We start from the raw sequence: 21,119 nt of genomic DNA, 5'->3' as shown, positions 1-21,119 counted from the left end.
AATTTCGCTAAACGCATGAATATGATGTGATTTTGAAACAAGTTCAGAATGACGAAAATTTGTCAAGCTGAATTCATTTCAGCTTCTCATTCTGAAAAATCAAATTTCGCTAAACGCATTTCGAACTTCGAATCTCGAAAAAAAATAAATAATAAAAACAAACATACAAAAAGATGAAAAACATTACAGTTATTGGAGCTGGAACGATGGGTAACGGAATTGCTCACGTTTTCGCACAATCAGGATTTACAGTGAATTTGGTTGACGTTTCTCAAGATAGTTTGGAGCGTGGATTGAAAACAATCGCTGGAAATTTGGAGCGCATGATTGCCAAAGAAAAAATTACAGAAGCTGACAAAACAGCAACTTTAAATAATATTACAACATTTACAGATACTGCGGAAGCGGTAAAAAATGCGGATTTAGTTGTAGAAGCTGCAACAGAAAATTTAGATTTGAAATTGAAAATCTTCAAACAAATTGATGAAGCTGCGCCAGCAAATGCAATTTTAGCGTCTAATACTTCTTCTATTTCGATTACAAAAATTGCGTCTGTTACAAGTCGTCCAAAACAAGTGATTGGAATGCATTTCATGAATCCAGTTCCGATGATGAAATTGGTTGAAATTATTCGTGGTTACGATACAACAGACGAAGTAACGAAAGCGATTATGGAAATGTCAGAAAAATTAGGAAAAGTTCCAGTTGAAGTGAATGATTATCCAGGTTTTATCGCCAATCGTATTTTAATGCCAATGATTAACGAAGCAATTTATTCTTTATATGAAGGAGTTGCGGGCGTGAAAGAAATTGACGAAGTAATGAAATTAGGTATGGCTCATCCAATGGGACCATTACAATTAGCAGATTTTATCGGTTTAGACGTTTGTTTATCAATCTTAGAAGTGTTGTACGATGGTTTCAAAAATCCTAAATATGCACCTTGTCCATTGTTAGTTAACATGGTAACTGCTGGTAAAAAAGGAGTAAAATCTGGAGAAGGATTCTATGATTATTCAGAATCTAAAAAAGCAGAAAAATTAGCTGCTCAGTTTGCGAAGTAGTTTATCTTACACAAAATAGTCAAAACAAAAAGCGTTACTTTTCGGGTAACGCTTTTTATTTTGAAAACTATTTTGATTACTTAATTGCTGCTAAAGCATGCGTGTAATCTGGTTCTTGTCCAATTTCAGGAACTTGCTCTGTATAAGCAACCTCTCCATTTGGATTAATTACCACAACTGCACGAGAAAATAATCCATTTAACGGTCCATCAACCATTTTTACACCATAAGCATTTGCAAACTCTTCATTTTTGAAATCAGATAAAGTGACTACATTATCCAAACCTTCGGCAGCACAAAAACGAGATAAAGCGAAAGGTAAATCTTTCGAAATACATAACACAACTGTATTTGCAGCAGAAGAAACTTCTTTGTTAAAAGTTCGTACAGATTGCGCACAAACACCAGTGTCAACACTTGGAAAAATATTTAAAACAACATTTTTTCCAGCATAATCAGCCAATGTTTTGTCGCTTAAATCTCCTGCTGTTAAAGCAAAAATCGGCGCTTTTTCACCAATTATAGGTAAATCTCCGCCTGTATGAATAGGATTTCCTTTGAATGTAATTTCAGCCATAATTTTTTATTTTATTCTTAGATTTTTAATGATTAAAAGTAACAAAATTCTACGGAGAAAAAAGTATCTTCGCAATAATAAATTGTTACATTACAAATAACACACAAATATTATGCAACTTTCAAAGCGTTTACAGAATTTGAAACCATCTGCAACTATTGCAATGTCTGCGAAAGCAAGAGAATTAAAATCACAAGGAATCGATGTGATTAGTTTAAGTATTGGAGAACCAGATTTCAATACACCAGATTTTATCAAGGAGGCAGCTAAAAAAGCTATCGACGAAAATTATTCAGGATATCCTCCAATTGCAGGGTATGCAGATTTGAAGGAAACAATTTGTAAGAAGTTTAAACGTGATAACAATATTGAATATACAGCAAATCAAGTTGTTGTTTCTACTGGAGCAAAACAATCTATTTATAATGTTTTACAAGCAATTGTAGACGAAGGAACTGAAGTAATTATTCCAACACCTTATTGGGTTTCTTATTCAGATATCGTAGAATTATCAGGAGGAACGCCAGTTTTTGTGGAAGGAACTTTAGAAGCTGATTTCAAAATTACACCAGCACAGTTAGAAGCTGCAATTACAGATAAAACTCGTGCTATTATTTATTCATCTCCTTGTAATCCGTCAGGATCAGTTTACACAAGAGAAGAATTGAAAGGTTTGGCTGAGGTTTTAGCAAAATATCCAGATGTGATTATTATTTCGGACGAAATTTATGAGCACATTGTTTACGGAGAAAAAAATGTTTCGATTGCATCTTTCCCAGAAGTTTATAATCAAACAGTAACTGTAAATGGTTTAGCAAAAGCTTTCGCAATGACAGGTTGGAGAATTGGTTTCATTGGAGCGCCAGCTTGGTTAGCAAAAGCATGCGAAACGTTACAAGGACAAGTGACTTCGGGAGCAACGTCTATCGCTCAACGAGCGGCAATTACGGCTTTAGAAGCAGATCCAAGCTCAGTTCAATACATGGTTGATGCGTTTGCAGAACGTCGTGAATTGATGTTAGGTTGGGCAAGAGAAATTCCAACGTTCAAAGTTAACGAACCAAAAGGAGCTTTCTATTTATTCCCAGACGTTACGGCAACTTTCGGAAATACGTACAATGGTGTTACAATTAACAATGCAGATGATTTGGCTTTATATTTATTAGAACATGCTCAAGTTGCGGTTGTTTCTGGTTCGGCTTTCGGATCTAAAAATTGTATTCGTATCTCGTATGCGGCGTCTGTAGAGGAGTTGAAAGAAGCAATGACACGTATCAAAAATGCTTTAGCATAAGTAGAAAAGCAGATAAAATATCAAAATCCTCAAGTTTTGCTTGAGGATTTTTTTGTAGATGATATTTTCTTCAAAAAAATGTGATTTTAATTTTAATGAATTTCAATTGATTAGCCTATTTAAGCGACTTTTTATTGAAAATATTTCAAAAAAGATTTGTTTTAATCGAAAATAACCTCTTATATTTGCACCACTAAAAACAAGGCGAGGTAGCTCAGATGGTTAGAGCGCAGGATTCATAACCCTGAGGTCGGCAGTTCGATTCTGCTCTTCGCTACAAATTCAAAAGACAAATTCATTATTGAATTTGTCTTTTTTATTATCAATAAATATTATTAGACTTCTGATGATAATCATCGATTAATCCTTTCAAATTCATTAAATTTGCATTCAATTTAGTAACGTTCTAAATAAAATTCAAAAAAATGATTCAAACAGATATAGTTATAATCGGAGCTGGACCAACTGGTCTTTTTGCCGTTTTCGAAGCTGGTTTATTAAAAATGAGATGTCATATTATTGATGCACTTCCTCAACCAGGAGGGCAATTGACAGAATTGTATCCAAAAAAACCAATTTTTGATATTCCTGGTTATCCTTCTGTTGGTGCAGGTGAATTGATTGATAACTTAATGGAGCAAATCAAACAATTTGAGCCAGGTTTTACATTGAACGAACAAGCTGCAACAATCGATAAGCAAGAAGACGGAACTTTTATTGTAACAACAAATAAAGGAACGCAAGTGCAAGGAAAAGCGGTTGCGATTGCAGGTGGTCTTGGATCTTTTGAGCCTCGTAAGCCAATTATCGAAAACATCGAAGCGTATGAAGAAAACGGAGTGGAGTATTTTGTAAAAAATCCTGAACTGTTCCGTGATAAAAAAATCGTAATTGCTGGTGGTGGAGATTCTGCTTTGGATTGGTCGATTTTCTTGGCTGATGTGGCTGCGGAAGTTACGTTGGTACACAGAAGAAATGAGTTCCGTGGAGCGTTAGATTCTGTTGATAAAGTAATTGAATTGAAAAAAGCTGGAAAAATTAATTTGGTTACTCCAGCTGAAATTACTGGAATCAAAGGTGAAGGAAAAGTGGAAAGTTTGGTAATTGAAAAAGAAGGTGAAACTTTTGAACTTGAAACAGATTATTTTATTCCATTGTTTGGTCTTTCTCCAAAACTAGGTCCTATTGCAAATTGGGGATTGGAGATTGAGAAAAATGCAATCAAGGTAAATAATGCGTTAGATTATCAAACAAATATCGAAGGAATTTACGCGATTGGAGACGTAAATACTTATCCAGGAAAATTGAAATTGATTTTATGTGGTTTCCATGAAGCAACGTTAATGTGTCAGTCTGTTTACAATAGAATGAATCCTGGGAAAAAATTTGTCTTGAAATACACAACTGTTTCTGGTGTTGATGGTTTCGACGGGACAAGAAAAGAAGCCGAAAAAGCGGTTGTCAAAGCTATTGACTAATTTTAACAAAATAAATAGAAATATTTTTTAAACCTTTTGCGTTTTGCGTAAAAGGTTTTTTTATTCACATTCACAAGGTTCTCTACTTCGTCTTTTGGCTTCATTATCCCAAAAAGGGTAAAATTTTAATCCAAAATAAAAGTTTGCAGAAGTTAATTTTTTCTGTTTGAAAACGATTGGAATTGCATTATCACTGCCCAAAATCAGAGGGCCAATTCTTACATAACCACCAAACGTTACATTTTCATAATCATAGATAGAAAGGGAAGGTCCAATTCCAAATCCATCTTTTTGGATAGTATAAGACGTTTGTAGCACATTGATACGTTTCAAACTATTTTCAAAAACTGGAATTCGTTGCATCCAATTGAAATTTAAGTAATGATTTTCGATAATTTTTTTACTTAGATTAAGATGTAAACTGGTTGGTAAACCGATTGAAAAATTATTTCCCGTTTTAGATTTTGTCTCATCTCCATAAACTTCTTTGCTCAAAAGTCCTAAATATTGATCAACACTTTCAAATTCAACTCCATCTAAATTTGGATTATTACGAAGTTGAATTCTTTGTGAAGGATTGTAGAAATGATGGTTATCGCCTCTGAATTTCACTAATCCAACATCTAATAAATTTGCCGAAAATTTGAAATCATATAATTCATCATTCGCTCTTCTGTTCACAAAAGAAATTCCTAAATCTATTCCAACTCCATTTCCTCTATTTCGAAAAACATATTTATCTCGATCAAAATCATAATTGGTAGAATATCCTGCTTCTATATCATAATTTGAGGCATAAATATCTAGTTTGGAATGATCAAATGTACCTGATAAGCTTGGTTCTGCTTCTAATTTTATCGCGTTTTTACTTTTGATATATGCCCCATCTAAACCCAAAAGATATTTAATATTTGCACCAATAATTACTTCAGAAGTATTAGTTATGTACAAATTTGTTGCAACGTTTAAGCCTAATTCAGCCCAATTCATTGCATTTGTCTTTGTTGGTTCAAACGCATAATTTTTTGGTTCTATTTCATTTTGATTACTAAAACGAAAATAATTATCTAAATCTTTAATAGAACCTTGTGTACGAAGTCGGGTAAAAATTCCAAGACGATAAGTTTGATTATTAATTTTCTTTTTAAAAGAAACGGAAGGTCCCATAAGATCATTTTCCAAATGATAAGAAATCGTATTTTTAGTTGTGAAATCTATAATATTAGAATGCGTTTCACCTCTTATGCCAGCTTTTATATTTGCTGATTTTGTTTCACCTTTTATTAAGCCTAATACGTTTTGATCGGATATATAGACGTAATCATTTCTGAATAAAATATCCTCAGAAATAATATTTACATCCCATTTATTCGGATTAAATATGGAGTTGTCGGAGAAAAAACACTACCGTTAATCCCGCTATATTGATCATTACTAAAAGATAAAATATTTTGTCCAAAAGTAAATCCTGAACAAAAAATAACGGTTAATAGAAGTTTTTTCAAATGATGAAATTTTTATTAAAAATAAGAAAAATCAATCGAAATAAATTACGGTTTTCCGTATAAAAATAAAAAAGTTTCAATTTGAAACTCTTTTTTATTAAATTAAATTTTAATCACCATCAATTAATCTTCCTAAACCTCCTAAAATAGAACCTTCTCCTTGAGAAGAACCACCCGCAGAAGGTGCATGAGCAATAATGCGATCAGCCAATCGGCTAAAAGGTAAAGACTGAATATACACAACTCCTGGACCTCTCAAAGTAGCAAAGAAAACACCTTCTCCTCCGAAAAATGTATTTTTAATTCCGCCTATAAATTCGATGTCGTAATGAACAGATTGTTCGAAACCAACAATGCAACCTGTATCAACTTTTAAGACTTCGCCAGCTTGTAAAACTCGACGATGCAATGTTCCACCAGCATGAATAAAAGCCATTCCATCGCCTTCTAATTTTTGCATAATGAAACCTTCTCCTCCAAAAAGTCCAGTGCCTAATTTTCGATTAAATTCAATTCCAACCGAAACTCCTTTTGCAGCACAAAGAAAAGCATCTTTCTGACAAATAAATTTTCCGTTCACTTCTGGTAAATCAATCGGAACAATTTTTCCTGGATATGGAGCAGCAAAAGAAGCTTTCTTTTTTCCTTGCCCGTAATTTGTGTACGAAGTCATAAACAAACCTTCACCTGTTAACATTCGTTTTCCAGCATTTAATAATTTTCCGAAAAGTCCACCGCTTTGTTGAGAACCATCGCCAAAAATCGTTTCCATTTTTATACCATCATCCATCATCATAAAACTTCCTGCTTCTGCTACAACAGTTTCTTGTGGATCTAATTCAATTTCGACAAATTGCATTTCTTCTCCGTAAATTTTATAATCTATTTCGTGTGCATTCATTTTTTAATTTTACCAATTAGTAGACAAAATTCGTAATTCGTAACAGTTCTTATTTAAAATTAGTATTAAATATAATCCAATGAGGCATATTCTTTTTTTGAAAGTAAACAATCCGTATTTTTGTGTAACTTGAAAAAGTGTTATGGCAGATATTAAAATTACAATTATAGATAGAGAAGGTGTTTCGCACGAAGTTGATGCACCTACTGACATGAATATGAATATCATGGAGCTTGTGCGTGCATACGAATTAGCACCAGAAGGAACCATTGGTATTTGTGGTGGAATGGCGATGTGTGCCTCTTGTCAATGTTATGTATTGACACCAGAAATTCAATTACCAGAAATGACGCCTGATGAAGATGCAATGTTAGCAGAGGCTTTTAATGTGAAAGATAATTCTCGTTTAGGTTGTCAGTTACATCTTTCGGATGAAATGGATGGATTGGTTGTTGAATTAGCGCCAGAATATTAAAATAAACGTATTGCGGTTAGCGATTTGTGAGAATTTTCGCTTTACGCTCATCGCTTTTCGCATAACGAAAATCATATGAATCAATTAGATAAAAGACTTTTTTTGTTAGATGCGTATGCCTTAATTTTTAGAGGATATTATGCATTTATCAAAAACCCACGAATCAACTCAAAAGGATTCAATACATCGGCAATTATGGGATTTACAAATTCCTTGTTGGATGTTATTCGCCGTGAACAACCAACGCATTTAGCAGTTGTTTTTGATGTTGGTCAAGCAACAGTTCGTACGGTAGATTTTCCTGAATATAAAGCAAATCGTGATGAAACGCCAGAAGCGATTCGTCAAGGTGTTCCGTATATTCAAGATATTTTACGTGCGTTAAAAATTCCAGTGCTTTTTGCCGAAGGTTATGAAGCAGATGATGTGATTGGAACTTTGGCTCAAAAAGCTGAAAAAGCTGGTTATACAACCTATATGGTAACGCCTGATAAGGATTTTGCGCAATTGGTAACGGACAAAATAAAGATGTATCGTCCTGCTGCAAACGGAAAAGGTGTTGAGATTTGGGGAATTGAAGAAGTCAAAGAAAAATTTGAAATCGATGATCCAATTCAGGTGATAGATTATCTTGGAATGATGGGTGACGCTGTCGACAATATTCCAGGTTTACCAGGTGTTGGAGCGAAAACGGCGAGTAAATATTTAAAAGAATTTGGTTCGATGGAAGGACTTTTAGCGAATACAGATAAGCTGAAAGGTAAAGCCAAAGAAAAGATTGAAGAGAATAAAGAGCTTGGAATTCTTTCGAAAAAATTAGCCACAATTATTACAGATGCGCCAGTTGAATTTGATGAAGAAGATTTAACGGTTTGTCCACCGGATATTGAAAAAGTAACTGAACTTTTCACGGAGTTAGAGTTCCGTAGAATGTTAGAAACGGTTTACAGAATTTATGGTTTGGATGCTTCTGGAATTATCAAAGAAGCGCAAGAAGAAATTTCTGCGGCAAGTCAGATTTCTTCGAATCAAACGCAAACATCTCAACAATCTTTGTTTGATTTTACGTCAGATGAAGAGATTATTCCTCAAAATTCTGTATTTTCAGATATTTCATCAACGAATCATTTATATCAATTAATCGATACAAAAAAAGGTCGTGAAGTTTTATTACGAAATATTCTAAAACAAAAAGAAGTGACGTTCGATACGGAAACAACTTCTTTGGACGCTTTAGAAGCTGAATTGGTTGGAATTTCATTTTCTTGGGAAAAAGGAAAAGGTTATTATGTTCCTTTTTCAGCAGATTTCGATGAAACAAAAGCAATTATCAACGAATTTAAACCATTTTTTGAAGATGAATCAATTTCTAAAATTGGTCAAAATTTAAAATATGATATCAAAGTTTTAAACAAATATGACATTGTTGTATTAGGTCAAAATTTTGATACGATGATTGCTCATTATTTGATTAATCCAGATATGCGTCACAATATGGACGTATTGTCGGAAACTTATTTGAGTTATCAACCCGTTTCAATCGAAAGTTTAATTGGAAAAAAAGGAAAAAATCAAAAGAATTTCCGTGATGTTCCGTTAATGGAGCAAACCGAATATGGAGTAGAAGATTCTGATATTACAAATCAGTTGAAAAATCTTTTCGAACCAGAATTAATCAAAGCAAATACGCACAAATTATTCACTGATCTTGAAATGCCTTTGATGCAGGTTTTGGCTGATATGGAATTGGAAGGTGTTAATTTGGATGTTCCGTTTCTGAAAGAACTTTCAGTAAAACACGAAGCGAAATTAAGAGAATTAGAAGCAAAAATTCAAGAAGATGCTGGCGAAGAATTCAATCTTAATTCGCCAAAACAATTGGGAGAAATCTTGTTTGATAAATTACAATTAGATCCAAAAGCGAAGAAAACCAAAACTGGACAATACGCAACAGGAGAAGAAATTTTATCGAAATTGAAAGATAAACATCCAATTATCAATGATATTTTAGAGTACCGTCAATTACAAAAATTAAAATCGACTTATATTGATGCGTTGCCAGAATTGGTGAATCCAAAAACTGGTCGCGTGCATACAACATACGCGCAAACGGTTGCTGCAACGGGACGTTTGTCTTCTGTAAATCCGAATTTACAAAACATTCCGATTCGTTCAGAAGAAGGTCAGCAGATTCGTAAAGCCTTTGTTGCACGAGATGAAAATCATGTGATTATTTCTGCCGATTATTCGCAAATTGAATTGCGTTTGATTGCGCAAATGTCACAAGATCCTGCAATGGTAGAGGCTTTCAAACATGGAGAAGATATTCATGCTTCTACTGCCGCAAAAGTTTTTAATGTGGCGTTGGATGAGGTGACGCGTGAACAACGTAGTCAGGCAAAAACGGTGAATTTCGGAATTATTTATGGTGTTTCGGCTTTCGGTTTGGCAGATCAAGCGAATATTTCTCGTAAAGAAGCCAAAGCATTGATTGATGCGTATTATGAAACTTACCCAACGTTGAAAGCGTATATCGAAAAACAAGTTGAGGTGGCTCGTGACCAAGGTTTTGTAGAAACGTTAATGGGACGTCGCCGTTATTTGAAAGATATCAATTCGAGAAATGCAGTAGTGCGTTCGCATGCTGAGCGAAATGCTGTAAATGCACCAATACAAGGAACTGCGGCTGATATCGTGAAAATGGCAATGATTCAAATTCAGAAAGAATTGAAGAAAAATTATAAAACCAAAATGATTTTACAAGTGCATGATGAGTTAATTTTTGATGCACCAAAAGATGAGGTTGAAAAAGTTTCTGAATTAATCAAATCGACTATGGAAGCTGCAATGCAAATGGATGTTCCGTTGATTGCAGAAGTCGGAGTAGGAGCGAATTGGTTAGAAGCTCATTAGAAAAATATTATTTACAATAATTATAAAGCGTTACTTTTTAGTAGCGTTTTTTTTTGTTAAAATATCTATAAAATATTCTGATTAACAAATTCTTAACGAGATTAAAATATATCTTTAATTCATTATTGATTTTAAATTATATGAATAAAATATTTTACTTATTTACATTGTTTACGATTTGCTTAAATGCGCAAATTGTAAATTTAAAAATATTAGATCTTTCTGATAATTTTCCATTGGACGATGCCGATGTATATTTCAAAAATTCAACAAAGAATTTTATTTCGGATATGGAAGGAAAAGCTATTGTTGATTTGAGTAATGTTTCGCAAACAGATGAATTAATCGTGTCGAAAAAAGATTACCAAGATGCAGTAATCAAAGTTTCAGATTTGAAATCAGATATGGTCGTTAAACTTGAGAAAGTATCCGAAGTTGAGTTAAAAGAAGCTTTTGTAACGAACCTGAAAACTGAAGATATTTTGAAAAAAGTTTACGATAATTATGACAAAAATTTTAAGGTTGATGAATATTATTTCTTAGTCAATTTTCAACAAAATTTATTATTTAACAATATCTATCAAGATTTTATTGATACAAATTTACAATTCAAATTCAAACGTGGTGATTTGAAAATCAAGTCGAACGGAATTGTGAATAATGAAATAAAAAGTGGTTGGCAACCAAATGCAAATATAAAATTATCAGAATATTTGAAGAGCTATTATTTGAAAGATGTTTATATTCAGTTATTTGTGAATAAACTAAATGATAAGTCTTTATTAGAAAATAATTTAACTATAACAAAATATGCTGATTCTTTTGTTTATGAAATTCACTTGAAAACGAGTTCAACTGATTATTATTTAATTATTGATAAGAAAACATTTGCAGTGATAGAATTTTCTTTAATATCTTATAATCGTGATAAAGAAGTTTCTCCCAATAATTTTTTGCGTGAAGGAAAAGTTTTTTATAAATATCGTCCTCATAAAGGGAATTGGGTTTTGAAGGAAACTTCTGCAATTTGGAATGTGACTTATGAAAAAGAAAATGAAAAAACCGATTTAGACATGAATTTTAGTATAATTGTGAATGATTATAGTTTAAAACCTTTTCCTGAATTCAACAAATCGGTGAATGAGAAAATGGACATTCGTAGAAGTTTTAAATAATCGATTTATGAAGAAGATATTTTACTTATTTACATTGTTTACGATTTGTTTAAATGCGCAAATTGTAAATCTAAAAATATTAGACCTTTCTGATAATTTACCACTTGATGATGCCGATGTATATTTCAAAAATTCAACAAAGAATTTTATTTCGGATATGGAAGGAAAAGCTATTGTTGATTTGAGTAATGTTTCGCAAACAGATGAATTAATCGTGTCGAAAAAAGATTACCAAGATGCGATCATCAACGTTTCTGATTTGAAATCTGAATTAACAATTAAACTTGAAAAAGTATCCGAAGTTGAATTAAAAGAAGCTTTTGTAACGAATTTAAAATCTGAGGATATTTTGAAAAAAGTAATTGAGAATTATGATAAAAACTTTAATACAGAACAGCATTTTTATAAAGTAAACTTTGTACTTGATGCAATAATGGATTCTGTTAATAGAGATATGATTGATGTTGATTTACAGTTCCGTTTCAAAAAAAATAATTTAAAAATACATTCAAATAATGTTGTGAATAGAAGAATTGTTGGAGAAGGAAGGCAATTAACATCATTGTATCATATGAATGAATATTTTAACCATATTTCTTTGTTGGAATTTGTCAAGAAAATGCAAGAAAGAACATCTGAAAATAAATATGACGAAAAAGTTATCATTTCTAAATATGCAGATAAGTACATGTATGAGATAGAATTGAAAAATCCAAAAGTTAATTTTGTTTGTAATTTTCTGATTGATAAAGAATCGTTTGCAATTGTAGAAAGTTTTACGAAAAGAGAAAATGAACATTCTGAGAAATTTGGATATACAATCCATAATAATGAGGTGATGTATAAATACAGACCCTATCAAAATAAATGGATTTTAAAGGAGAGTTTTAGAAATTGGAATTCAACTTTCTTGGAGAAAGATAAAAGTCAACATACAAATGACATGAAAATAAAGCTCGAAGTCAAAGATTTTAGCATACAACCATTTCCTGAATTCAACAAATCGGTGAACGAAAAAATGGATATTCGTAGAAGCTTTAAATAAAAAAAATCCAAGAAAATTATTTCTTGGATTTTATATTTTATTCAGTCTTTGGTTTGCGAACCACAGGTAAAATTTCACCTTTTTCTAAGCAATATTTTTGAACATCTTCCGACGGAATTTGTTTTGTGTAATCTACTTTTTCGACGATAAAACCTACATCTTCCAAACGTCTGTAATAATCTAAACCATAGACACGAACGTGATCGTATTGTCCAAATTTTTCTTTACGTTCTTCTTTTGTTGTAACCGTTGGATCTTCGTACGTTACATCACGTTGATACGAAATCGGAACTTGCAGAATTCCCCAACCTCCTGGTTTCATGACACGAAATAATTCGCTCATCGCTTTGTGATCGTCAGGAATATGTTCCAAAACGTGATTACAAAAAATGATATCAAATGTATCATCACCAAAAGGTAAATCGCAGATATCTGCTTTTACATCTGCCAAAGGCGATTCTATATCACTTGTGATGTATTCTAAATTCTTCATCGCACGAAAACGTTTGATAAAAGATTGCTCTGGAGCAATGTGCAAAACTTTTGCTTTTTCAGTAAAGAAAGACGTTTCATTTTTTAGGTACAACCACATCAAGCGATGTCTTTCTAATGAAAAAGTTCCGGGTGAAAGTACATTATCACGCTGTTTTTCGTAACCATAAGGCAACAAACTATAATAACCTTGTCCATCAATTGGGTCTACGAAGCGATTTCCTTTCATAAACCAAACTAAAACAGGACGAATAATATAACTACCTTGTATTAATAAAGGACGAGGTAGAATATTCATAATTTTTTTTAAAAGCTTTTTCACAAAAGTTTTCTTAAGGTTTGAATAAAAATGGTTTTTCTTCGTCAGATACGATTCCTAAAGCATCGTAAATAAACTGATAAGTTGACAATAATTTTGGTTCGCCATCTACCACACAAACATCGTGTTCGAAGTGAGCCGAATATTTATCATCGCGCGTTGTAACCGTCCAGCCATCTGGATGAAAGAAGACTTTTTCAGTTCCCATATTTACCATTGGTTCAATAGCTAACACCATTCCTTCTTCAATTTTTTTACCAGATCCACGACGTCCATAATTAGGAACTTGCGGTTCTTCGTGCATTTTACGACCTAATCCGTGTCCAACTAATTCACGAACGATTCCGTAACCTTCTTTTTCACAATATTGTTGAATTGCAAAACCGATATCACCTACGCGATTACCTTTTTTCATTTGTTCTATTCCTTTGAACATAGATTCTTTTGTAATGCGTAATAATTTTTCAGTTTCAGCATCTACTTCACCAACTGCAAATGTATAAGCGTGATCTCCGTAAAAATCATTCATATAAACACCACAATCTACCGAAACAATATCTCCTTCGTTAAGTGGTTCATCGTTTGGAATTCCATGAACAACTTGTTGATTTGGAGAAATACAAAGGTTTTTAGGGAAATCGTACATTCCTAAAAATGCGGGATACCCACCATTGTCGCGAATAAATTCGCCTCCTAATTTATCTAAATGATTGGTTGTAACACCAGGCATTACTTCTTTGGCTAACATACCCAAGGTTTTTGAAACCAATTGAGCGCTTAGGTACATTAGTTCTAATTCTTCTTTACTTTTTAAATGTATCATAATCCGAAAAATCCTCTTTTCTTTTTCTTCTCAGGAGCTTTTTGTCCGTTTGCGTGAACACTTAATTCAATCTTTTTTGTAATGATTTGATAAACGTCACTCCAACCTGGGAAACCTCCTAAATTTCTATCGTCGATAAAGATATCGGCATTTATTTTTCGACTTTGCGTATTTTTATCAAAATCCTCTCCGTCAAAACTATTGTTGATGGCATAAAACTCAATTCCATTTTTTTTACAGAATTCTACAGCCTCATCTAAGTATTTACCACTACGATAAGTCCATAAAGTAAGGCGATATCCGTCGTTTTGTAATTGTTTCAATGTTTCGAAAGCGAAGATTTTAGCTTTTCCAATTTCTGGATATTTATCATCTACCACAGTTCCATCAAAGTCAACAGCAATAATTTTATTAATCATGTTTGTAAGTATTTAAAGTTATTTAGGTTATTTTTTTTGAACAATAATGTTTCCGGTCATTTCAGTTGGAATTTCAATTCCCATCAAAGTTAAGATAGTTGGTGCAATATCTCCAAGTTTACCATGCTCAACATTCCATTCTATATTTTTCTGAGCCAAAATAAATGGAACAGGATTCGTTGTATGTTGCGTATTTGGCGATCCGTCTTCGTTTATCATAAAATCTGAATTTCCGTGATCGGCTAAAATTACCACATTGTAACCATGTTCTAAAGCTGCATTTACAATTTTTTCCGCACAAGAATCTACTACTTCGGCAGCTTTTATTGCTGCAGACATTACACCTGTATGACCAACCATATCTGTATTAGCGAAGTTAAGACAAATGAAATCCGCTGATTCTTTTTCGATTTCTGGTACAATTGCATTTGTAATATCATATGCTGCCATTTCTGGTTTCAAATCGTAAGTCGCAACATCTCTTGGCGAAGCACATAAAATACGAGATTCACCAACGAAAGGTTCTTCGCGACCACCATTGAAAAAGAAAGTTACGTGTGGATATTTTTCAGTTTCAGCAATACGAATTTGCTTACGACCAACATTCGCAATAACTTCTCCTAACGTATTTACAATATTTTTCTCGTCAAAAATTACCGCAACTCCAGTATATGTAGCATCATATTCTGTGAGAGTGATATATTTTAGATTTAATTTATGCATTCCAAATTCTGGAAAATCATGTTGCGTTAAAACTTCTGTGATTTCACGTCCACGATCAGTTCTAAAATTGAAACAAATCACTACATCATCATTCTCGATTTTAGCTTTTGGCTGATCATTTTCATCCGTTACAATAATCGGTTTGATGAATTCATCTGTCACGCCTTCATTATAAGATGCACGAATTGCTTCTAATGGATTTGTTGTTGTTTCACCAACTGCATTTACCATTGCATCGTATGCTAATTTCACGCGTTCCCAACGTTTATCACGATCCATTGCATAATAACGACCAGTAATCGAAGCGATTTCTCCTGTTGATTTTGTCATGTGGTTCATCAATTCTGTGATAAATCCTTCGCCAGATTTTGGATCGGTATCACGACCATCTGTGAAAGCATGTACAAAAACATTTTGTTGTAAACCTGATTGATTTGCTGCATCTAACAAACCTTTCAAATGATTGATATGTGAGTGTACACCACCATCAGAAACTAAACCGATGAAATGTACTTTTTTGTTATTCTCTAAAGCATATTGAAAAGCATCTTTTAAGATAGGTTCGTTTTGTAACGTTCCGTTTTCAGCCGCCATATTGATTCGAACTAAGTTTTGGAAAACTACGCGTCCAGCACCCAAGTTCATATGTCCAACTTCCGAATTACCCATTTGTCCTTCTGGTAAACCAACGGCTAAACCAAACGTATCCAACGTAGAATGTGGAAATTTCTCGAAACAGCTATCTATAAAAGGTGTATTTGCTTGCGCGATTGCAGAAACAGCAGGGTTTGGTCCAATTCCCCATCCGTCCAAAATCATTAATATTGCTTTATTGTTCATTTTTCTTGTAATAATTAAGCCCAAAGATAAGCATTCCTTGGGCTGAAAGTTTATTTTTTGTATGGTTTAATTTGCGACTTCACTGATGAATTTGATACGCATCAAACGTAATTCTTCTTCATCATAATCGTCACCAAATTCATCTAACAATGATGACATTGAGTCAGAATCTGCGTCCATCAAGAATTCATAAATTTCCTCTTGTTGATCTTCGTCCAAAACTTCGTCAATGTAATAATTGATATTTAATTTTGTTCCTTGATAAACGATACTTTCCATTTCTGAAAGCAAATCGCTCATCGTCATATTTTTTGCTTCCGCAACATCTTCAAGATTTAACTTTCTGTCTGTCGATTGAATGATATAAACTTTGTGACTCGATTTGTCAGCAACTTGTTTAATCACCATATCTTCAGGTCGAATAATGTCGTTGTCTTTAACATATTGCGCAATAAAATCTACAAATTCTTTCCCGAATTTCTGAGCTTTTCCTTCTCCAACACCAAATACATTTGTTAACTCCTTAACTGTTGTTGGATATTGCATTGTCATATCATCTAAACTCGAATCTTGGAAAACTGCAAAAGGTGGAATTTGATGTTTTTTAGAGATTTTTTTACGTAAATCTTTCAATTGTTTCAATAAAACATCATCAAAAGCAATAGGTGCAGAAGATGTTTCTTCTTTTTCAAAGCTACCTTCTGATAATAATTTTTTGAAATCAATATCTTCGGCAATTTCAAAAGAAGTTGGCTTACTAATGAAATCTTTTCCAGATTTGGTAATTTTTAAAATACCATATGATTCGATTTCTTTCTCTAATAAATTACGTACAATTAATTGGCGTAAAATAGATTTCCAATAATAATCTTCTTTTGCTTTTCCAATTCCGAAGAAATCTTCAGAGCTCAAATTATATGATTTTGTAATAGAAGTTTCTTTACCAACTATAACATTTACAACATCATTTAATTTTAATTTTTGATTTGTTTTCTGAACAACATCTAATGCAATTACTGCATCAACTTTTGCCTCAATCATTTTTTTAGGATTGCGCATATTGTCGTCCATATTTGCCCCTTCGCCGTTTTTGTCGTCGAATTCTTCTCCAAAATAATGTAACAAAAATTTACGACGCGACATCGAAGTTTCGGCATATGCTACAACCTCAGAAAGTAATTGCATTCCAACTTCGCGTTCTGCAACAGGTTTACTTGCTAAGAATTTTTCTAACTTTTCGATATCTTTATAATCATAGAAAGCAATACAAACACCTTCACCACCATCGCGACCTGCACGACCAGTTTCTTGGTAATAACTTTCTAACGATTTTGGCATATCGTAATGCATTACAAAACGTACATCTGGCTTGTCAATTCCCATTCCGAAAGCAATTGTAGCGACAACGACACTTGCATCTTCCATCAAAAACATATCTTGATGTTTGCTACGTGTTTTGGCATCTAAACCTGCGTGATAAGGAATAGCATTGATTCCGTTTACTTGTAAAAGTTGCGTAATTTCTTCAACTTTTTTACGACTCAAGCAATAAATGACACCAGATTTACCATCGTTTTGTTTGATAAATTTGATGATTTGTTTGTCTTGATCAACCTTTGGGCGGATTTCGTAAAATAAATTCGTACGATTAAAAGAATCTTTAAAAACTTTAGCGCTTTGCATTCCCAAAGTTTTCTGAATATCTTCTTGTACTTTTGGTGTTGCTGTTGCAGTTAAAGCAATAATTGGCGCATCACCAATTTTGTTGATAATCGCTTTTAGATTACGATATTCTGGTCGAAAATCGTGTCCCCATTCAGAAATACAGTGCGCTTCATCAATAGCAAAAAAAGAAATTTTTACCGATTTAAAGAAATCGATGTATTCTTCTTTTGTCAAAGATTCGGGTGCAACGTACAACATTTTAGTTACCCCATCTTTAATATCTGTCATAACTGTTTTCGTTTCTGACTTGTTTAAAGATGAGTTTAATACGTGGGCAATTCCATCATTTTCAGAAATTCCACGTATAGCGTCTACTTGATTCTTCATCAGCGCGATTAAAGGGGACACAATAATCGCGACTCCATCTGACATTAATGCCGGTAATTGATAACATAAAGACTTACCTCCTCCAGTTGGCATCAAAACAAATACATCTTCTTTATTTAGTAAGCTTGTAATGATTTCGTGCTGCTGTCCTTTAAATTGGTCGAAACCAAAATATTTTTTTAGGTAAGATGTTAAGTTTTTCGAAGTGGCTTCCATCTACACAAAAGACTAAAATTAATATTATAAATTAAATAGTTCCTATATTTGATAACTCTTAAATATACACATAAATTTTATATGATTTATATATAATTGAGTGTAAATAAAAAAGGAGAGTAAAAGTACGAAAAATTTTAAAAATAGACAATAGAAATTTTATTGTGGAAAATTCAGAATTAATACAAATAGCGCAAGGGGTATTTCGAGAAGAAATTCAAGCGCTGGAAGCAATAGCTTCTCGTATTAGCGAGTCTTTTGTTGATGCGGTAAATGCGATATATAACACGAAAGGAAAGTTGGTAGTTGTTGGAGTAGGAAAGAGTGCACACATTGCAAATAAAATTGTAGCAACCTTAAATTCTACCGGAACTCCAAGTCAATTTTTACATGCGACGGAAGCTATTCATGGCGATTTGGGTCTTGTACGACCAGAAGATGTGGTGATTTGTATTTCGAAAAGTGGAAATACGCCAGAGATTACATATTTGGCTCCGATTCTTAAACAATATGCTTCGGTTTTGATTGGATTGACATCAAATTTGAAATCAGAATTAGCAAAAAATTCAGACATTGTTTTGGATGTTAATATTGATAAAGAAGCTTGTCCCGTAAATTTGGCACCAACAACTTCTACAACGGCTCAATTGGTAATGGGTGATGCATTGGCGGTAGCTTTGATGAAATTGAGAGCGTTTACACAAAACGATTTTGCAAAATATCATCCAGGTGGAGCTTTAGGAAAACGATTATTGTGGACAGTAGAAAATATTGTTGATCCAGAAAGAAAACCTTTTGTGTATCCAGATTCTTCGATTACAGAAGTCATTAATTCATTAACATCAGGTCGTCATGGAATTACAGTTGTGATTGATAATGATAAAATTGTTGGTGTGATAACAGATGGAGATTTGCGCCGAATGTTATTAAATAATGAAACTTTTGCACATTTAACTGCGAAAGATATTGCTTCAATGAATCCGAAAACAATCAAAAAAGCTGAAAAAGCAAGAGAAGCTTTAGCGATTCTTCGTCACAACAGTATTGGACAATTGGTGGTGGTTGATGAAGAAAATCATTATTATGGAATTTTGGATATTCACTCAATTTTAAACGAAGGAATCGAATAAGCGTATGGCAGATAATACAAAATCGAGTATGTCATTTTTGGCTCATATTGGTGAGTTGAGAGGACATTTGGTTCGTTCTATTTTATCAATTGTGATTACATCTATTGCAGTCGCTATTTATTGGGACGAATTGGTGGAACATGTGATTATGGCTCCATTAAAATCAACTTTTCCAACGTTTGATATTTTTAATCAATTTGGTGAATTAACAGGTTTCGGAAAAATTTATACCGAATCATTTGATATTTCGAAAGAATTGACCAATCTTAATCCATCAGGACAGATCACTTCACAATTTTTTGCAGTAATTGTGTGTGGTGTAATTATCGCAATTCCTTATATTATTTTTGAAATTTGGCGATTTGTAAAACCAGCATTAAAAGAAGCTGAACGAAAATATGCAGGATTTACCATTTTCGCTGTTTCGTTTTTCTTTGTAACAGGAGTCTTATTTAGTTACTATATGTTGCTACCATTGTGTACACAATTTTTATTCACTTACGATCCTTTTGGTGTAGGAAATACATGGACGTTGCCAAGTTATATCGATTTATTTGTTCAATTATTATTATCGATGGGAGTTATGTTTTTGATGCCTGTTTTCGTTTACTTCTTAACGAGTATTGGAATCTTAACACCAAAATTTTTGAAAGAATACCGTAAACACGCATTTATTGTTGTATTAGTGATTGCAGCTGCAATTACACCAAACGATGTGTACAGTATGATTTTAGTTACAATTCCTCTTTGGTTATTGTACGAACTAAGTGTATTGGTTTCAAATTCAGTTTATAAAAAACAATTGAAAGCGAAAAGTAACGACTTAGTAAAGAATTAACAATGTTATGCTTGCATAATAAAATAAATTAGTTATTTTTACATAAAAGAAAAAGTAAACACAAAATTATGAAGATATTAGTTTGTATTAGTAGTGTACCAGATACTACAGCAAAAATCAACTTCACAGCTGACGGAAAATCATTTGATAAAAATGGTGTTCAGTTCGTTATTAACCCGCACGACGAATTTAGTTTAAATAAAGCAGTAGAGTTACAAGAAAAACAAGGAGCTACTGTTACAATTTTAACTGTTGGAGATGCAACTGTAGATCCAGTTATGCGTAAAGCTTTAGCGATTGGTGCGAATGATGGAATTCGTATTGATGCTGATGCTCGCGATGATTTCTTTGTTGCTACACAAATCGCAAAAGCTGCTAAAGATGGTGGTTTTGATTTAGTATTGACAGGAAAAGAATCAATTGATTATAATGGAGGTTCTGTACCAGGATTAGTTGCTGCAATGTTAGATTATGGTTTTGTAAACGGATGTATCGGTCTTGATGTAGAAGGTTCTTCTGCAAAAGCTGTTCGTGAAATTGACGGAGGAAAAGAAACTGTAGAAGTTACTTTACCAGCTGTTATCGCAGGACAAAAAGGATTGGTTGACGAGGCTGCATTAAGAATTCCTAATATGCGTGGAATTATGCAAGCGCGTACAAAACAAATCGCAGTTGTTGCACCAGAAGCGACAGAAACTAAAGTTGAAGTTGTTGGTTATGTAAAACCTGCTGAAAGAGGTAATGTAACATTAATCGACAAAGACAATGTAGCAGAATTGGTAAGATTATTACACGAAGAAGCTAAAGTAATCTAATTATTCACCTAAAAAGAAATTAAAA

General features: G+C 33.1%; 18 protein-coding genes and 1 tRNA gene. 11 read left to right on the top strand and 8 right to left on the bottom strand.

Annotated elements, in window-relative coordinates:
• The first annotated feature begins 173 nt into the window (after positions 1-173).
• Positions 174-1,064 (top strand): 3-hydroxybutyryl-CoA dehydrogenase, encoded by an 891-nt coding sequence (locus N5D03_RS07485; RefSeq protein ID WP_219034882.1) that lies wholly within the window; start codon positions 174-176, stop codon positions 1,062-1,064.
• A gap of 76 nt (positions 1,065-1,140) precedes the next feature.
• On the opposite strand, the gene tpx is transcribed toward N5D03_RS07485, so the two are convergent.
• Entirely contained in the window at positions 1,141-1,641 is a 501-nt protein-coding gene (tpx, locus tag N5D03_RS07480; protein WP_280051293.1) for a thiol peroxidase, read from the bottom strand.
• A 112-nt stretch (positions 1,642-1,753) separates the two neighbouring features.
• Between tpx and N5D03_RS07475 the strand changes: the two genes are divergently transcribed.
• The 3 genes from N5D03_RS07475 (at position 1,754) to N5D03_RS07465 (ending at position 4,413) form a co-directional block, all read left to right on the top strand.
• Positions 1,754-2,935, top strand: a complete 1,182-nt coding sequence (locus N5D03_RS07475; RefSeq protein ID WP_219034881.1) for a pyridoxal phosphate-dependent aminotransferase — start codon at positions 1,754-1,756, stop codon at positions 2,933-2,935.
• Between the two features lie 203 nt (positions 2,936-3,138).
• A tRNA-Met gene (locus N5D03_RS07470) sits at positions 3,139-3,212 on the top strand.
• A gap of 148 nt (positions 3,213-3,360) precedes the next feature.
• Positions 3,361-4,413, top strand: a complete 1,053-nt coding sequence (locus tag N5D03_RS07465) for an NAD(P)/FAD-dependent oxidoreductase (protein ID WP_115001902.1) — start codon at positions 3,361-3,363, stop codon at positions 4,411-4,413.
• A 60-nt stretch (positions 4,414-4,473) separates the two neighbouring features.
• On the opposite strand, the gene N5D03_RS07460 is transcribed toward N5D03_RS07465, so the two are convergent.
• Positions 4,474-5,631: a DUF5723 family protein gene (locus N5D03_RS07460; protein ID WP_347880916.1), complete on the bottom strand. Its 1,158-nt coding sequence runs from the start codon at positions 5,629-5,631 to the stop codon at positions 4,474-4,476.
• Between the two features lie 396 nt (positions 5,632-6,027).
• Entirely contained in the window at positions 6,028-6,819 is a 792-nt protein-coding gene (locus tag N5D03_RS07455; protein ID WP_180905219.1) for a TIGR00266 family protein, read from the bottom strand.
• 142 nt (positions 6,820-6,961) lie between these two features.
• On the opposite strand from N5D03_RS07455, the gene N5D03_RS07450 reads away from it, so the two are divergent.
• From N5D03_RS07450 to N5D03_RS07435, 4 genes are all read left to right on the top strand, one after another.
• Complete coding sequence (locus tag N5D03_RS07450; RefSeq protein ID WP_180905218.1) at positions 6,962-7,294, top strand: 2Fe-2S iron-sulfur cluster-binding protein; 333 nt, start codon at positions 6,962-6,964, stop codon at positions 7,292-7,294.
• Between the two features lie 75 nt (positions 7,295-7,369).
• A complete protein-coding gene (gene polA / locus N5D03_RS07445; RefSeq protein WP_280051291.1) occupies positions 7,370-10,207 on the top strand; it encodes a DNA polymerase I in 2,838 nt (945 codons plus the stop codon).
• 140 nt (positions 10,208-10,347) lie between these two features.
• Positions 10,348-11,382, top strand: coding sequence for a hypothetical protein (locus N5D03_RS07440; RefSeq protein WP_115001891.1), 1,035 nt, complete (start codon positions 10,348-10,350; stop codon positions 11,380-11,382).
• Positions 11,383-11,389: 7 nt separating this feature from the next.
• Positions 11,390-12,427: a hypothetical protein gene (locus tag N5D03_RS07435; protein ID WP_125349799.1), complete on the top strand. Its 1,038-nt coding sequence runs from the start codon at positions 11,390-11,392 to the stop codon at positions 12,425-12,427.
• A gap of 37 nt (positions 12,428-12,464) precedes the next feature.
• Here the strand turns inward: N5D03_RS07435 and N5D03_RS07430 are convergent, their stop codons facing one another.
• The 5 genes from N5D03_RS07430 to recQ form a co-directional block, all read right to left on the bottom strand.
• Positions 12,465-13,217: a class I SAM-dependent methyltransferase gene (locus N5D03_RS07430; RefSeq protein WP_115001888.1), complete on the bottom strand. Its 753-nt coding sequence runs from the start codon at positions 13,215-13,217 to the stop codon at positions 12,465-12,467.
• 34 nt (positions 13,218-13,251) lie between these two features.
• Complete coding sequence (gene map / locus N5D03_RS07425) at positions 13,252-14,061, bottom strand: type I methionyl aminopeptidase (RefSeq protein ID WP_125349798.1); 810 nt, start codon at positions 14,059-14,061, stop codon at positions 13,252-13,254.
• Positions 14,058-14,480: a hydrolase gene (locus N5D03_RS07420; RefSeq protein ID WP_115001885.1), complete on the bottom strand. Its 423-nt coding sequence runs from the start codon at positions 14,478-14,480 to the stop codon at positions 14,058-14,060. Before N5D03_RS07420 ends, map begins: the two co-directional genes overlap by 4 nt.
• A gap of 27 nt (positions 14,481-14,507) precedes the next feature.
• Positions 14,508-16,043 carry a 2,3-bisphosphoglycerate-independent phosphoglycerate mutase gene (gene gpmI, locus N5D03_RS07415; RefSeq protein ID WP_280051290.1) on the bottom strand — a complete coding sequence of 512 codons (1,536 nt, stop codon included), beginning with the start codon at positions 16,041-16,043 and terminating at the stop codon, positions 14,508-14,510.
• Positions 16,044-16,109: 66 nt separating this feature from the next.
• A complete protein-coding gene (gene recQ, locus N5D03_RS07410) occupies positions 16,110-18,311 on the bottom strand; it encodes a DNA helicase RecQ (RefSeq protein ID WP_180905211.1) in 2,202 nt (733 codons plus the stop codon).
• A gap of 164 nt (positions 18,312-18,475) precedes the next feature.
• Between recQ and N5D03_RS07405 the strand changes: the two genes are divergently transcribed.
• From N5D03_RS07405 to N5D03_RS07395, 3 genes are all read left to right on the top strand, one after another.
• Positions 18,476-19,441, top strand: a complete 966-nt coding sequence (locus tag N5D03_RS07405; protein ID WP_221854509.1) for a KpsF/GutQ family sugar-phosphate isomerase — start codon at positions 18,476-18,478, stop codon at positions 19,439-19,441.
• A gap of 4 nt (positions 19,442-19,445) precedes the next feature.
• Positions 19,446-20,279: a twin-arginine translocase subunit TatC gene (gene tatC, locus N5D03_RS07400; RefSeq protein ID WP_115001876.1), complete on the top strand. Its 834-nt coding sequence runs from the start codon at positions 19,446-19,448 to the stop codon at positions 20,277-20,279.
• A gap of 68 nt (positions 20,280-20,347) precedes the next feature.
• Positions 20,348-21,094 carry an electron transfer flavoprotein subunit beta/FixA family protein gene (locus N5D03_RS07395; RefSeq protein ID WP_115001874.1) on the top strand — a complete coding sequence of 249 codons (747 nt, stop codon included), beginning with the start codon at positions 20,348-20,350 and terminating at the stop codon, positions 21,092-21,094.
• The last annotated feature ends 25 nt before the right edge of the window (positions 21,095-21,119 follow it).

Origin of the sequence: Empedobacter sp. GD03861 (genome assembly GCF_029840885.1) — a bacterium.
Taxonomy (GTDB): domain Bacteria; phylum Bacteroidota; class Bacteroidia; order Flavobacteriales; family Weeksellaceae; genus Empedobacter; species Empedobacter falsenii_B.
This window is presented reverse-complemented; position numbering and strand designations above follow the sequence as displayed.

Coding starts and splice junctions, on each gene's coding strand:
- N5D03_RS07485 (WP_219034882.1), top strand. CDS start 174: ATGAAAAACATTACAGTTATTGGAGCTGGAACGATGGGTAACGGAATT.
- tpx (WP_280051293.1), bottom strand. CDS start 1,641: ATGGCTGAAATTACATTCAAAGGAAATCCTATTCATACAGGCGGAGAT.
- N5D03_RS07475 (WP_219034881.1), top strand. CDS start 1,754: ATGCAACTTTCAAAGCGTTTACAGAATTTGAAACCATCTGCAACTATT.
- N5D03_RS07465 (WP_115001902.1), top strand. CDS start 3,361: ATGATTCAAACAGATATAGTTATAATCGGAGCTGGACCAACTGGTCTT.
- N5D03_RS07455 (WP_180905219.1), bottom strand. CDS start 6,819: ATGAATGCACACGAAATAGATTATAAAATTTACGGAGAAGAAATGCAA.
- N5D03_RS07450 (WP_180905218.1), top strand. CDS start 6,962: ATGGCAGATATTAAAATTACAATTATAGATAGAGAAGGTGTTTCGCAC.
- polA (WP_280051291.1), top strand. CDS start 7,370: ATGAATCAATTAGATAAAAGACTTTTTTTGTTAGATGCGTATGCCTTA.
- N5D03_RS07440 (WP_115001891.1), top strand. CDS start 10,348: ATGAATAAAATATTTTACTTATTTACATTGTTTACGATTTGCTTAAAT.
- N5D03_RS07435 (WP_125349799.1), top strand. CDS start 11,390: ATGAAGAAGATATTTTACTTATTTACATTGTTTACGATTTGTTTAAAT.
- N5D03_RS07430 (WP_115001888.1), bottom strand. CDS start 13,217: ATGAATATTCTACCTCGTCCTTTATTAATACAAGGTAGTTATATTATT.
- map (WP_125349798.1), bottom strand. CDS start 14,061: ATGATACATTTAAAAAGTAAAGAAGAATTAGAACTAATGTACCTAAGC.
- N5D03_RS07420 (WP_115001885.1), bottom strand. CDS start 14,480: ATGATTAATAAAATTATTGCTGTTGACTTTGATGGAACTGTGGTAGAT.
- gpmI (WP_280051290.1), bottom strand. CDS start 16,043: ATGAACAATAAAGCAATATTAATGATTTTGGACGGATGGGGAATTGGA.
- recQ (WP_180905211.1), bottom strand. CDS start 18,311: ATGGAAGCCACTTCGAAAAACTTAACATCTTACCTAAAAAAATATTTT.
- tatC (WP_115001876.1), top strand. CDS start 19,446: ATGGCAGATAATACAAAATCGAGTATGTCATTTTTGGCTCATATTGGT.
- N5D03_RS07395 (WP_115001874.1), top strand. CDS start 20,348: ATGAAGATATTAGTTTGTATTAGTAGTGTACCAGATACTACAGCAAAA.